Annotated in this window: 10 protein-coding genes; 6 read left to right on the top strand and 4 right to left on the bottom strand. The window is 73.8% G+C overall.

What is annotated here, in order from left to right:
• The first annotated feature begins 119 nt into the window (after positions 1–119).
• Genes ACFV4P_RS19485 through ACFV4P_RS19465 form a run of 5 tightly spaced genes read left to right on the top strand, consistent with a single transcriptional unit; the run spans position 120 to position 5,699 of the window.
• On the top strand, positions 120–1,238 hold the full coding sequence (locus ACFV4P_RS19485; RefSeq protein WP_380472669.1) for a rhodanese-like domain-containing protein: 1,119 nt from the start codon (positions 120–122) through the stop codon (positions 1,236–1,238).
• A gap of 47 nt (positions 1,239–1,285) precedes the next feature.
• Positions 1,286–1,924, top strand: coding sequence for a DUF5819 family protein (locus ACFV4P_RS19480; protein ID WP_380472666.1), 639 nt, complete (start codon positions 1,286–1,288; stop codon positions 1,922–1,924).
• A complete protein-coding gene (locus ACFV4P_RS19475) occupies positions 1,921–2,877 on the top strand; it encodes an HTTM domain-containing protein (RefSeq protein ID WP_380472664.1) in 957 nt (318 codons plus the stop codon). Before ACFV4P_RS19480 ends, ACFV4P_RS19475 begins: the two co-directional genes overlap by 4 nt.
• A 9-nt stretch (positions 2,878–2,886) precedes the next feature.
• Positions 2,887–5,022 (top strand): FUSC family protein, encoded by a 2,136-nt coding sequence (locus tag ACFV4P_RS19470; RefSeq protein WP_380472662.1) that lies wholly within the window; start codon positions 2,887–2,889, stop codon positions 5,020–5,022.
• Positions 5,019–5,699 (top strand): TrmH family RNA methyltransferase, encoded by a 681-nt coding sequence (locus ACFV4P_RS19465; RefSeq protein ID WP_073807056.1) that lies wholly within the window; start codon positions 5,019–5,021, stop codon positions 5,697–5,699. Before ACFV4P_RS19470 ends, ACFV4P_RS19465 begins: the two co-directional genes overlap by 4 nt.
• Positions 5,700–5,734: 35 nt before the next feature.
• Here ACFV4P_RS19465 and ACFV4P_RS19460 read toward each other — a convergent pair whose 3' ends face one another.
• From ACFV4P_RS19460 to ACFV4P_RS19445, 4 genes are all read right to left on the bottom strand, one after another.
• Positions 5,735–7,006, bottom strand: coding sequence for a peptidoglycan-binding protein (locus ACFV4P_RS19460; protein WP_380472659.1), 1,272 nt, complete (start codon positions 7,004–7,006; stop codon positions 5,735–5,737).
• A 195-nt stretch (positions 7,007–7,201) separates the two neighbouring features.
• The gene (locus ACFV4P_RS19455; protein WP_380472657.1) at positions 7,202–8,389 is read right to left on the bottom strand and encodes an XRE family transcriptional regulator; all 1,188 of its coding nucleotides are present in this window, start codon (positions 8,387–8,389) and stop codon (positions 7,202–7,204) included.
• Between the two features lie 238 nt (positions 8,390–8,627).
• Positions 8,628–10,796 carry a protease pro-enzyme activation domain-containing protein gene (locus tag ACFV4P_RS19450; protein WP_380472655.1) on the bottom strand — a complete coding sequence of 723 codons (2,169 nt, stop codon included), beginning with the start codon at positions 10,794–10,796 and terminating at the stop codon, positions 8,628–8,630.
• Positions 10,797–10,978: 182 nt separating this feature from the next.
• A complete protein-coding gene (locus ACFV4P_RS19445) occupies positions 10,979–12,454 on the bottom strand; it encodes an FAD-dependent monooxygenase (protein WP_380472653.1) in 1,476 nt (491 codons plus the stop codon).
• Positions 12,455–12,583: 129 nt separating this feature from the next.
• Here ACFV4P_RS19445 and ACFV4P_RS19440 point away from each other — a divergent pair, with 129 nt between their 5' ends.
• Complete coding sequence (locus tag ACFV4P_RS19440) at positions 12,584–13,828, top strand: glycosyltransferase (protein ID WP_380472651.1); 1,245 nt, start codon at positions 12,584–12,586, stop codon at positions 13,826–13,828.
• The last annotated feature ends 109 nt before the right edge of the window (positions 13,829–13,937 follow it).

Genomic DNA, 13,937 nt, shown 5'->3' with positions numbered 1-13,937 from the left:
GGGAGGTAGTTAATCGGGCAGATTCGTCCGTATCAGTTGCGTGTCGTTGACGGCGCGCCCCCGGTGTGCTCCGTCATCACCCGGTCGGGCGGCGCGGCGGCCCCGGTAGGGTTGCCCGGGTGAGCGTACCGAGCGTCGAGGTGTGGGCGGATCCGGAGCGGCAGGAGCTGGAGGAGCGGGTCGCGGCGGCCGAGCTGGCCTGGCTGACCCTGGACGTGGACGTGGCCACCCTGCGGGTGGAGATCGACAACTTCGCGCTCGCCCACCACCAGCTGCTCGGCCCGCTCTACGCCGAGCTGGACGAGCTGGACGCGCTGATCGCCGAGGCGGTGGCGGCGCTCAGCGGCGACCCCGAGGACCTGCGGCGGGCGGCCGAGGCCCGGGAGCGGGTCGAGCCCGCCGAGCAGCGCGGCCCGCGCGAGGGCGAGCCGGAGGCCCGCCGGGTGCGGCCCGACCGGGACGCCCAGCGGGTCTACCGCGAACTGGCCCGCCGCGCCCACCCCGACCTGTCCACCGACCCGGCCGAGCAGCAGCGCCGCTCCGCGTTCATCGCCCGGGTCAACGAGGCGTACGCGCTGGCCGACACCGAAGGGCTGGAACGGCTCGCCGAGGAGTGGTCCACCGACCCGGAGTCCGCGCCCGCCGTCGACTCCCCCGACCGGCTGGCCTGGCTGCGCCAGCGCCTGGAGTGGCTGACCGGCCGGATCACCGCGCTCGCCACCGAGCAGGTCCGGCTGGAGCGCACCCCGATGGGCGAGCTGCTGCTGCTCCGCCCGGACGAGCCGGAACGCCTGCTGGAGGACCTCGCCGAGCAGCTGCTGGCCACCGCGTCCGACCGGCAGTCCCGGCTGGCCGCGCTGCTGCCGGACAATGGCCCGAACGATTCGCCCCGACCCCAGGAGACCGCCCCGATGTTCGCTCAGCTGCCCACCACCGACGCCGCCTCGGTGCCCGCCGACGCCGTCCTGCTCGACGTCCGCGAGCAGGACGAGTGGGACGCCGGCCATGTGGACGGTGCGCTGCACATCCCGATCGGCCAGGTGGTGGCCCGCCTCGACGAGCTGCCCGACGCCCGGCTGTACGTGCTGTGCCGGGTCGGCGGCCGCTCCGCGCAGGTCGTGCAGTACCTGGTCGGGAACGGCCGGGACGCGGTGAACGTGGACGGCGGCATGTACGCCTGGGAGGCCGCCGGCCGCCCGATGGTGGGCAGCGGCGGCCAGGCCGCCTTCGTCCTGTAACAGCGGCCCCTCCCGCCCCTGTTCGAACGGGTGCGCGGTGCGGCAGGATGGCCGCCGTGCGCGTCTGGTCCAAGCCCGCCCGGGCGGTGCTGACGTTCGCCGGGGCGGGGCTGGGGGCCGGCACCCTGGCGTTCCTCGCCGCGCTGTTCCTGCACGTGGCGCCGGAGAACGCGCTGTCCCGCGAGTACCGCGCCGAGCTGAACGCCGTGGTGTACCCGGAGTTCGAGCAGAACTGGCAGCTCTTCGCACCGGACCCGCTGCAGCGCGAGGTCACGGTGTTCGCCCGGGTGCAGACCATCGCCGACGACGGCCGGATCACCACCCGGGACTGGCGCTCGCTGACGGCCGGCGACCTCGCCGCGATCCGGCACGACCCGGCGCCCAGCCACCTCGACCAGAACCTGCTGCGCCGCGCCTGGGACTTCTACGCCACCACCCACCCCGACGGGGACGGCCCGTCCGCCGCCGGCTCGCGCGGCCGGCTCGCCGAGGAGTACCTGAAACGGATCGCCCTGCAGCGGATCGGCCTCGCCGGCGGGGAGCGGGTGCTGCAGGTGCAGCTGCGGGCCGACACCCGGGCCGTCGCCCCGCCCGCCTGGAGCGACGAGCAGGTCGACACCTCCCCGCACGCCCGGGAACTGCCCTGGTGGCCGGTGCAGGACCAGGACCGGCGGGGCCTGTCGTGAGGTTCGAGGCGTTCCGGGCCGCCCTGCCGCGGCTGCTGACCACCCTCGCCCCCCACCAGGCGGCGGCGGTGCGGATCGGGGTGGCCGGCACCTGGGGCGCCTACCTGCTGCGCGAGTGGCCGAACCGCCGACTGCTGTACGGGGACCGCTCGCCCTGGTCGGCGGAGCTGAACGACCGGCTGCTCGCCGAGACCCACGCCTTCACCGCGCTGTCGTGGAGCGACGGACGCTGGTGGTTCGAGGCGGTGTACCTGCTGGCGCTGGTCTCGGCCGCGGCCCTCGCGCTCGGCTGGCGCACCCGCGCGAGCGCCGTCGTCTTCGCGCTGACCGTGCTGTCCCTGCAGAACCGCAACGTGCTGGTCGGCGACGGCGGCGACAACCTGGTCCACCTGCTGGCGATCTACCTGGTGTTCACCCGCTGCGGCGCCGTCTGGTCGCTGGACGCCCGCCGTCGCGCCCGCCGGCCCGCCCCCGACCCGGACGCCCGGAGCGAGCCGCGGGCGCTGGCCGACGCGCTGGCGGCGATGCTGCACAACTGCGCGATGCTGGTGATCGCCGCGCAGGTGGTGCTGGTGTACGCCACGGCCGGTTGGTACAAGGTGCAGGGCGCCCGCTGGCAGGACGGCACCGCCGTCCACTACCCGCTGCACCTGGCCTCGTTCACGCCCTGGCCGGGCCTGTCGGCGCTGCTCGGCGGCAGCCTGCTGGTGACCTTCCTGCTCAGCTACGGGACGGTGCTCGCGCAGGTGGGCTTCCCGTTCGCACTGGCGAGCAGGCGGCTGAAGAACGTGCTGCTGGTGCTGATGGGGGCCGAGCACCTGGCGATCGCGGTGGTGCTCGGGCTGCCGTTCTTCTCGCTGGCGATGCTCTCCGCGGACGCGGTGTTCTGGCCCACCGGGGCGCTGTTGGCGGTGGAGCGCGCGCTGACGGGCCGGCGGCGGAAAAGTCGCTAAGCTCCCGTTATGTCCTGGTTCACGGCCCTGCGCGAGACCGCGAAGGCCGGGCTGACCGTGGACTTCTCGCTCACCAACCCGCGCCGGTCGCTGCGCGCCGCGGTCGCCGCCGCGCTGGTGATCTTCCCGACGATGGCGATCTACGGGCCCGCGCACGCCGCGTCCGCCGCGATGGGCGCGTTCATCGCCGGGGTCGCGACCTTCCAACGCTCGTTCCGGCCGCGTGCGTCGCTGGCCCTGGTGGCGGGCGCCGGACTGGGGGTGTCGACCTTCCTCGGCTACCTGGCCGTCGGCATCCCCGGGGCCTTCCCGGTGCTGCTCGCGCTGTGGGCCTTCGGCGCTGGTCTGACCTGGGCGATCAGCCCGACCGCCGGGGTGGTCTCCGCCAACACGCTGTCCGTGATGCTGGTGGTGGTGCAGCTGCCGGTGTCGGTGTCCGCCGCGCTCGGCCACGCCCTGCTCTGCTCGATCGGCGGCGGCGTGCAGGCGCTGGTGGTCACCGTGTGGCCGATCGACAGCTGGCGGGCGCAGCGCGACGCCCTCGCCGACATCTACGCGGGGCTCGGCGACTACGCCCGCAGCCTGCGGCACGACCCGGTGGCGCACGTCGACCCGGAGCCGTTCATCGTCGCCCGGCAGGCCGCCCGGCTGACCGCCCGGCAGGCCCGCCGCCGCCCGGCCGAGCTGCGCGGCCTGCGCACCGTCGCGGAACGGATCAGGCCCGCGCTGGCCGCGCTCGCCGACCCGCGGGTCGGCGCCGCCGAGGAGGGCCCCGAGCGCGACCGGGCTCGTGAGGTGCTGGCCGCCGCCGCCGAGGTGCTGGACGCGCTGGCCCGGGCGATCCGCACGGGCGAGGCGGTGCGCCTGCCCAAGGACACCCCCGGCCTGGCGCTGGCCCGCCCCGGCACCGGCGAGGACCTGCTGCGCGGCGGCGCCCGCCGCTCCGCGCGCCGGCTGTCCACGCTGCTCGGCCGGGCCGCCGACCGGCTCGACCGGCAGGACCGGACCGCCCTCCCGGCCCGCACCGACACCGGACTGCGCCGCCCCCCGCTGGTCAAGGTCGCGCCCGCCGCGCTGGCCACCGTCGGCCGGCAGCTGCACCAGCACTCGGCGATCTTCCACCACGCGGTGCGGATGTCCGCGGTGGTCACCTCCGCCTACCTGGCGGCCCGGCTGCTGGGCATCGAGCACGGCTACTGGGCGCCGATGGCCTCCGCCATGGTGATGCGCCCCGACTTCGCGCAGACCTTCAGCCGCGGCGTCGCCCGGATCGCCGGCACCGTCGCCGGCGTGCTGGTGTCCACCGCGATCGTGCAGGTGTTCCAGCCCAACGACTGGGTGCTGGCCGCCCTCGCCGTGTTCTCGATGGGCATGTCCTACATGATGCTGAGCACCGGGTACGCGCTGCTGACGGCCGCGATCTCCTCCTACGTGGTGTTCCTGCTCGGCCTGCAGCCCGGCGAGCCCGTGCAGCTGGCCTTCGACCGGGTCGCGATGACGCTGCTCGGCGGCGCGGTCGCGCTCGGCGCGTACGCGCTGTTCCCGACCTGGCAGACCGCCCGGCTGCCGGAGCGGCTCGCCGAGTGGCTGGCCGCCGCCGGGCGGTACGCGGCCGCCGTGTTCACCGCGTACGGCGAGCCGGCCGGCGGGCACGCCGAGGGCGACGTGCGGGCCGCGCTGCTGGACGTCCGGGAGGCCCGCGCCGAGATGCTGGCCGCGCTGGACCGGGCCGAGCTGGAGCCCGTGCACCACTTCGCGAGGACGCCGGAACTGAGCCGCAAGCAGTTCGACCGGGCCCGCTCCGCGGTCGGCATGCTGGACCGCTCCACCGTCCTGCTGGAGGCCCACCTGCCCGCCGAGGACGCCCCGCCGCTGCCCGGCGCCGGCGCGTTCGGCGAGGAGCTGCGGGACGCCACCGCGATCGCCGCCGCCGCGATCCTGCTCGGCCAGAACGTCGACTTCTCCCAACTGCGCGAGGCCCACCGCAGCTGGGACTACCTGCTGGCCTCGCTCCCCCGCGACGAGGGCATCGACGTCACCCGGGCCGGGGCCCGACTCGTCATGCAGGCGCTCACCGAGCTGGAGAAGGCCGTCCGGACGCGCCCGCAGCCGGCCCGGGAGGAGCCCGTACCCTCGACTGCGTGAGCGACACCTCGGTGCCCCAGCAGGGCGAGCAGTACGACGACGGACACCTCGCCGACGACCGCGAGATCGGCGTCGGCCCGCACCCCGAGCCGTGGCCCGACGACCCCCGGCTCGACCCCGAGCTGCTCGCCGCCGGCGACCGCCGCAACGTCACCGACCAGTACCGGTACTGGCGGCACGAGGCGATCGTCGCCGACCTCGACACCCGGCGGCACGGCTTCCACGTCGCCGTGGAGAACTGGCAGCACGACTTCAACATCGGCTCCGTGGTGCGCACCGCCAACGCCTTCCTCGCCGGGGAGGTGCACATCGTCGGGCGGCGCCGCTGGAACCGGCGCGGGGCCATGGTGACCGACCGCTACCAGCACGTGCGCCACCACGACTCGGTGGCCTCGCTGGCCGCGTACGCCGCCGAACGGGGACTGCCGATCATCGGCATCGACAACCTGCCCGGCGCGGTGCCGCTGGAGACCTACCCGCTGCCCGAGCGCTGCGTGCTGCTGTTCGGCCAGGAGGGCCCGGGGCTGACCGACGAGGCGTGGGCGCACTCGACGGCGGTCTGCTCGATCGCCCAGTTCGGCTCCACCCGCTCGATCAACGCCGGGGCGGCCGCGGCGATCGCCATGCACGCGTGGGTGCGGGAGCACGCCGCCGTCGGCGCGCTCCCGCAGGGCTGAGCATCCGTCGGTCGTCGGTCGTCGGTCGCCGTGCGTCAGGAGAACAGCAGCTTCCAGGTGTGCGGGCCCGGGTAGCCGTCGGCCTCCGCGCCGGTCCAGCCCTGGGCGCGTTGGAAGGCCTCGGTGGCCTTCCGGTCGGCCTCGCCCCAGTCCGGGCTCGGGCCCTCGCGGTAGTAGCCGCCGAAGCCCTTCTTCACCAGCTGCCGGCCGAGCCGGGTGACGTAGTCGTTGACCTTGCCCGGTCCGAACGTGTCCGCGCCCGGGAACGGCGGCGGGGCCTGGGTGGTGGGCGGGGGCGGCGCCGGGGCGCCGGCGGCGGGCGGGATGTCCTTGCCCTTGTGGTGGACCAGGAAGTCCCAGGTGTCCTTGCCCGGGTAGCCGTCGGCCTCCGCGCCGCGCCAGCCCTGGGCCAGCTGGAAGGCCTCGGTGGCCTTCCGGTCGGCCTCGCCCCAGTCCGGGCCGGGCCCCTCCCGGTAGAACCGGCCGCCGCCGCGCTCCACCAGCAGCTTCCCCAGCCGCGTCACGTAGTCGTTGACCTTGCCGGGCCCGAACGCGTCCGCCCCCGGGAACGCGTCCGAGCCGTCCGGGGCCGGTGACGGCCGGGTCAACCCCTTGTAGCGGTACGGCTGGTAGCCGCCGGAGTTGTGCCAGTAGGCGTACGGGGTGCTGCGTTCGGTGGTGCCCGGGCGGGTCTGCTCCAGGGCCGTGTACTTGGTGTGCGCGCCGTCCGCCCAGCCGCCGAACAGCACCGCGTGGGAGCCGCCCTGCGGGTCGTTGGCGTTGTTGTAGATCAGCACGTCGCCGGGCTGCAGGTCGTCCTTCGAGATCCGGTCGGCGAAGTCCGGCAGCGTCCAGGTGGTCTGACTGCTGCCCAGGCCCCAGGCCATCGACACGAAGCCGGAGCAGTCCTGCCGGTAACCGTCCGACCAGTACTGCGACATGCTGTACGGCACCTTCTGGTCCACCCAGGACTGCGCCCGCCGCATGATGTCCGTCCGGGTGGTGGCGGGCCGGTCCAGTGACCGGCGGGCCGTCGGCGGTGCGCCGAACAGGCCCGCGACCCCGCCCTGTGGCGTGGTGGCGGTCTGCGGGCTGTCGGTGCGCGGCGCGGCCGCGGCTATCGACGCCACCGCCCCGCCGCCGAACACGCTGCCGACGGCGGCCAGCAGCACCGCCGCCCGCCGCGCGCCGCGGGCCTGCGCCGAGACGCCTCGGCCCGACCGGACGGCGAGGTGCCTGGCCCGGCGGCGGGCGGTGCAGCCGCCGCAGGCACAGGACTCGTCCGGTTCGACATCGCTGAACTCCATCAGCACAGGGGACCTGCCTTTCCTCGGTGAGTGGGTCTCACATTTCACGGAGGCAGCAGCGCGGACCACCTGATGGGCGGTCGGACTGGGCAGAACGGGTGAACGGCGGGGAGACCGTGCGGCGTGGCATCGGGCCGGGGGAGCGGTGGTGCAGCAGGGCTGACGGTCGGTCGGTCGGAGGATTCGGGCCGGTGGTTATTCCCACTGCCAGCGGATGCCCACCTGGCCGGGTTGCTGGTCGGCGGTGAGGACGTGGGCGCTGGCGGAGGCGCCGATCCAGAGGGGCTCGCGGTGACGGTCGGTCTCGGCGCCCGGGGTGCGGTCGAAGCGCTCGCACTGGACGGGGACGGCGGCGGGGTCGAAGTGGACCTGCAGGACGTACTCCCGCACGGGGGCGGCGAAGTACCGGCCGTAGTCGGCGGTCGGGCCGGCGTCGGGGATCTGCACCTCGTACTCGAGGACGGTGGAGTCGCCGAGGGCGAGCGGCCGGTCGAGGAGGAGTTCGGCGACCAGCAGCCCGCTCTCCGGGCGGCGGCGGACCCGGCCGAGGCGGGCGTGCCGGACGTTGGTGATCTCGGGGCAGGTGTCGGTGCCCTCGTCGGACTTGTGGACCACGACGTGCCGGGTGACGCCGTCCACGGTGGCGCGGACCACCTGGCGCATCCGCAGCAGGTGGCCGCGGCGGGAGGCGTCGACGTAGTAGGCGTCGTGGATGGACTGCCGCTCCAGCTGGCCGGCCGGCGGGGCGTCGAGTTCGGCGAACACCTCGCCGAGTTCGGTCTGGCCGGGCCAGACCTGTTCGACCCGCAGGCCGTCGGGGGCCGGGCCCTGGGTGACCCAGCGGCCGCGCGGGCGGGGCGGGCCGAGCAGCGCGGTGAGGGCGGCGTGGCGCAGGCCGAGGAGTTCTTCGAGCAGGTGGACGGCGCGCAGCGAGGTGGCCCGTTCGGGCTGGCTGCGGCCGCGACGCCAGTAACTGAGCGTGGTGACGCTGACTCTGACGCCCTGTTTGGCGAGCGCGGCGCGGATCCGGTCGAGGCTGAGCCCGCTGTGCTCGATCGCGGCGTTGAGGACCTCGGCGAAGCCTCCCTGCGGGGAAGCGGGTGCTGCGGGTGCGACGGGCGCGACGGGCGCGACGGGCGCGACGGGAATGGCGGGAACGACGGGAACGGCGGCGGCCGCAGCGGCGGTGGCCGTCGCGGCGACGGCGGCCTGTGCGGTGACGGCGGCCTGTGCCGCGGGAGCGGATATGGATGAGGCGGAGTTGCGGACGGCTGCCTGCGGGCCGGCCGGCGCGGCCGGTCCGGCCGGTGGCCGGTCACCGCCGTGTTCGCGCTGGCCGACCAGGCGGAGCCGGCCGGCGTGCTGTGGTTGCTGTGAGCCCATGCGACACCTTCCCCACCCGGCGGGTTCGGTGGGTTCGCCCCGGCTCCGCGGTGCGTCGGAGGTGCGCCGCCGAGTGTGGGGGAACCCTATGCAGGGTTGAGAGGCTACGTCATCAATCAGGACATATGACAGTGGTCACGACAAGTATTTCGCAGACGGATCGCACTGGAAACACTCCTGACACACAGGTGCCGGAAGGGCCCGTGGAGACCCTCCCGGCACCCGCGTTGAACGCGGGTCAGGAGACGTTCAGCGCGGTGTCGTCGATGACGAAGCCGGTCTGCAGCGAGGCGTCCTCGACACCGTTGAACTTCACGGTGACGGTCTGTCCGGCGTAGGCGGACAGGTCGATGCTCTTCTGCGTGTAGCCGGTGTTCTTGTCGAGGTTGGAGTACGTGGCCACCGAGGTGCCGTTGACCGACACGGTGAGCTTGTCGTACGCCGTGGTCGTGCTGGTCTCGGCGGTGTCGACGTGCAGCCAGAACGACAGCGTCGCCTTGCAGCCGGACGGGATCGCCACCGACTGGGAGACGGAGTCGGTGTGGGCGGAGCCGTAGCCGTCCATCCAGGCCTTCCAGGAGCCGCTGTGGGCGGCCTCGGAGGCGGAGTTGTCGACCACGCCGGTGCTGGTGGTCCACGGGGCGGCGGTGCCGGTCTCGAAGCCGGGGTTGCCGAGCAGCTGGGCTGCGGTGCAGCCGCCGGTGGGCGGCGGGGTGGTGCCGCCGGTGCCGAGCAGGGCGTTGGCGAGGCCGTCGGCGATCGGGGTGCCCCAGCCGGTGACCTGGTCGTAGCCGGTCTTGGCGGCGAAGTCCTGGTTCGAGCCGCTGGTCACGTCGTGCAGCGCGGTGCCGTACGAGCTGCTGTTGGCGACGGTGTACAGCTTCGGGTTGACCTCGCCCAGGGTGGGCTTGGACGCGGCCTTGGCCTTCTGGTTGTACAGCGCGGCGAAGCCGGACCACAGCGGGGCGGCCGCGGAGGTGCCGCCGTAGACCTGCCAGCCGGCGCTGCTGGTGCCCTGGGTGTAGATCGCGAAGCCGCTGTTCGGGTCGGCGTTGGACGCGATGTCGGGCACGGTGCGCATGGTGCCGGTGACGTTGGTGCCGGTCTGCCAGGTCGGCTTGGCGAACTGGGTGGAGACGCCGCCGCCGGCGGTGCTCCAGGCGCTCTCCGAGCTGTAGGCGGTACCGGAGACCTTCAGGTTGGTGCCGCCGACGCCGGTGTTGTACGGGCTGGAGGCGGGGAAGTCCACGGCCTTCACGGAGGAGCCCGAGGTGGAGCGGGTGCAGTCCCGGGAGCCGTCGTCGCCGGACGCCGAGAAGATCGAGATGCCCTGGGCGGCGGCCTGCTTGAAGGAGTTGTTCACCGCCGTCATCGAGGAGGCGGTGGTGTCGGGCTCGCAGGAGCCCCAGGATATGGAGATGACCTGGACCCGGTTGTCCGAGACGATCTTGGCGGCCATGTCGATCTCGCCCTGGTCGCTGTTGGGGGCCTCGTAGACCAGCTGGGTGGCCTTGGGGGCGACGCCGCGGACGATCTCCGAGTCCAGCTCGACCTCGCCCTGGCCGTCGCCGGGCTTCGAGTCGTAGTTGGCGCCGTCCACCGAGACGGTGCTGACCGCCGGGCCGGACAGGCCGAACTGACTGTCGTAGGTGGTCAGGTTGGAGGACTTGTAGCCGTCGAACTCCCAGAGCGCCACGGTGCTGCCGGTGCCGTCCGCGCCCAGCTGATCGAGGCGGTAGGCGCCGTCGTAGCCGGCCGGGCCGAAGCCGCTCGGGGTGGCGTGCGGGGTGGCCGCGTCGGGCTTGGCGATCCGGGTGGTGCGCACGGTGTGGTCGTTGAGGCCGCTGACGCCCTCGACCACGCCGGCCAGCGAGGCCGGCAGCGTGGCGGCGGCGTCGTTGGCGAAGAAGGTCCGGTTGCCCTGCTGCGGATCGCTGTAGGTCGACTCGTGGGTGCCGAACGCGGCGGCGACCTTCGAGGCCGAGCCGCTGGCGTTCACCACCTGGCGGTTGGCGCTGACCGAGTCGACCTTCAGGCCCTGGGCGGCGAGGAACGCGCGGACCTGGTCGACGTCGGCCTGGGTCGGGCCGAAACGCTCGTTGAACTGCTCGGGCGTCAGATAGTGCCCGAACTCCGCGGTGCCGGGCGTGCCGACCGCCGCGAGGAATCGGTCCAACTCGGCGGTGTTGCGCAGTTTCAGGCTGACGGCCACGGATATCTTCCGGTCGGCCGGGACGTCTCCCTGCTTGTGGGAGCGCGCCACCGCCGGGGTGACGGTCTGCGGGAGCGCCACCCGGGAGCTGGCGTTCGGCGTCGGCGCCGCCTGGGCGGTGCCGACGCCGAGCGAGACGGCGGTCAGGGGCAGGACAGCCAGGGCTGCGGCAAGGGCGAGCGAGCGGGGTCGCACGGGGTCCTCCGGAAGTCTGGGGGCGTTCCGGTTTTCGAAAACGCTCGCCAGAATCTTTCAGAGAACCTTCAGGAATTGGCCCATGCCTGAGCAATTGCTTACTAAAGAACAGTCAACTGTGGAGCGCTGCACGGCTTCAGTGAATGAACAGAATGTCCACAGATCAATTCAGTGAATAAGGATCAGGGGCGGCCGAGCCACTGGCTGAGCGCGGCCCGCAGCTCGCCCCGGGTCGGGTCGACGCAGGCCCACGCCGCGTAGCCGTCCGGGCGGACCAGCAGCACGGTGTCGCGCAGCTTGCCGTGCGGGTCGGCCGGGGCGGCGGTGACCACCCGCTCCGCCCAGGAGTCGGCCACCGACAGCTCGTCGTTGCTGATCAGCACGGCCTTCCCGGCGCGCAGCGCCTCGTACAGCCGGGACGGGCCGCCGGGCGCGTCCACGGCCAGCCGCAGGTCCGGGACGCGGCGGCCGGCCAGCGGGTGGGCGCCCTTCTCGGCGGGGTAGGCGTAGCCGATGCCGGAGATCTGCTTGGCGCCCAACTCGGCCAGTGGGCCCAGGTGTTCGGCGACGGCTCCGATCGCGGTGCGCAGCACCCGGGTGGTGGCGTGCCGGCCGAGGGCGAGCCGCACCAGGGCGCCGGAGCTGCGCAGCACCGTCCGGCCGACCGGGTGGCGCTCGGTCTGGTAGGTGTCCAGCAGCGCGTCGGGGGCCCAGCCGCGGACGGCGGCGACCAGCTTCCAGCTCAGGTTGGCGGCGTCCTGCAGGCCGGTGTTCATGCCCTGGCCGCCGGCCGGGGAGTGGCAGTGCGCGGCGTCGCCGGCCAGGAACACCCGGCCGGAGCGGTAGCTCGGGGCCTGCCGCTCGTCGCTGTGGAAGCGGGACGTCCAGCGGGCCTCGGCGAGACCCAGGTCGCGGCCCGTCACCTCGCGCATCAGGTCGGCGAGTTCGGCGAGCACCACCGGCTCGGAGTCGGCCACCTGGTGGTCGCGGTCCCAGCCGATCGCCCGGTGCCAGCCGTCGCCGTAGGAGGCGAGGAAGACGAAGCCGCGCTCGGTCGCGCCGGCCGTCAGCGGCTCCTCCGGCTGGTGCTCCAGCCGGACGTCGGCCAGCATCACCGAGCGGACCACCGACTCGCCGGGGAACGGGATGCCCAGCAGGTCGCGCACCGCGGAGTGCACGCCGTCGGCGCCGACCGCGTAGCGCGAACGCAGCCGCTGCTCGCCGTCGGCGGTGCGGACGGTCAGCGTGACGCCCTCCGCGTCCTGCCGCAGGCCGGTCAGTTCGGAACCGCGGCGCAGCTCGGCGCCCGCCTTGACGGCCCGGTCGCGCAGCACCCGTTCGGTGTGGGACTGCGGGGTGACCAGCACGAACGGGAACCGGGTGGGCAGCGCGGAGAAGTCCGCCCGGAGCCCGCCGAAGGCCTGCAGGGACGGCATGGTCAGGCCGGTGGCGATCAGCTCGTCGGCCACGCCGCGGGCGTCGAGCTGTTCCAGCGTGCGGGCGTGCACCGCGAACGCCCTGGTCAGGTTGGACTCCTCGGCACGCTTGTCGACCACGGTCACCCGTAGTCCGGCCGCCGCCAGATCGCCGGCCAGCAGCAGGCCGGTCGGGCCGGCCCCGACCACCACCACGTCTGCGGTGAACTCCGTCTCGGACATCCGTCTCTCCCGTCGTCATCCCCCGTCGGCCGGTGGTCAACGGACCGGAGTCCCACGGCTTTCGGGTTCTCAGAGCGCTTTCAGACTGCCATCATCGCGGCCCCATTCGGGGCTGTGAACCTCCTTCCCATGACTCAGCCAGCGATGCGTCACCCGCTCCGCTCCGTTCCGGCGGTCGACGGCCGGTCCGCGGCCGGGGCCGCGGTCAGAACCCGGCTCGTGGAGATCGTGGTGCCGGTGTACAACGAGCAGCACTCGTTGGAGCGTTGCGTCGAGCGGCTGCAGGCGTACCTGGCGGAGACCTTCCCGTACGACTGGCTGATCACGGTGGCCGACAACGCCTCGGTGGACGGCACCTGGGAGGTCGCCACGGCGCTCGCCGAGCGGTTCCCGCAGGTCCGGGCGGTGCACCTGGACCTGAAGGGGCGCGGCCGGGCGCTGCGGCAGGTGTGGGGGCAGAGCGGGGCGGACGTGGTGGCCTACATGGACGTCGACCTGTCCACCGGGCTGGAGGCGTTCCTGCCGCTGGTCGCGCCGCTGCTGTCCGGGCACAGCGACCTGGCCATCGGCAGCCGGCTGCACCGGGGTTCGGCGGTGGTGCGGGGTCCGAAGCGGGAGCTCATCTCGCGGACCTACAACTTCCTGCTGCGGGCCACCATGGCCGCGAAGTTCTCCGACGCGCAGTGCGGGTTCAAGGCCGGGCGCACCGAGGTGGTGAAGCGGCTGCTGGAACGGGTCGAGGACAACGCCTGGTTCTTCGACACCGAACTGCTGCTGCTCGCCGAGGCGTCCGGGCTGCGGATCCACGAGGTGCCGGTGGACTGGGTGGACGACTCGGACAGCCGGGTGGACATCGTCCGCACCGCGCTGGACGACCTGAAGGGCATGCTGCGGGTGGCCCGGCACACCCTGGCCGGCCGGGGCGCGGTCGACCTGCCGGCCCGGGTGCGGCAGGCCCAGGCGCCGCCGGGGCTCGGCCGGCAGTCCGTCAGCTTCGCGGTGATCGGGGTGCTCTGCACGCTGGCCTACCTGCTGCTGTTCCTGGTGCTGCGGCGGCCGCTGCCGGCGCTGCTCGCCAACGCGCTGGCGCTGGGCGTCACCGCCGTGTTCAACACCGCGGCGAACCGGCGCTTCACCTTCGGTGTGACGGGCCGTCGGAACGCCCTCAAGCACCAACTGGAGGGCGGCATCGCGTTCCTGGTGGGCCTGGCGCTGACCAGCGGGGCGGTGGCGGCGCTGCACGCGGCCTCGTCGCGGGCCGGGCGCGGGCTGGAGCTGGGCGTGCTGGTGGCGGCCAACGCGGCGGCCACCGTGGTGCGGTTCGTGCTGCTGCGGGCGTGGGTGTTCAACCCGCGCCGCGGGCGGCCCTGTTGACTCCCTGCCGAACTCCCCCTGGGGGAAGGGAACGCCGCGGGCCCGGACGGATTCGTCCGGGCCCGCGGTGCGCGTCCGCTGCCTGCGGATCCCGACTACGTGCGGATGC

This window comes from Kitasatospora sp. NPDC059795 (assembly GCF_042732175.1).
Lineage (GTDB): Bacteria > Actinomycetota > Actinomycetes > Streptomycetales > Streptomycetaceae > Kitasatospora.
This window is presented reverse-complemented; position numbering and strand designations above follow the sequence as displayed.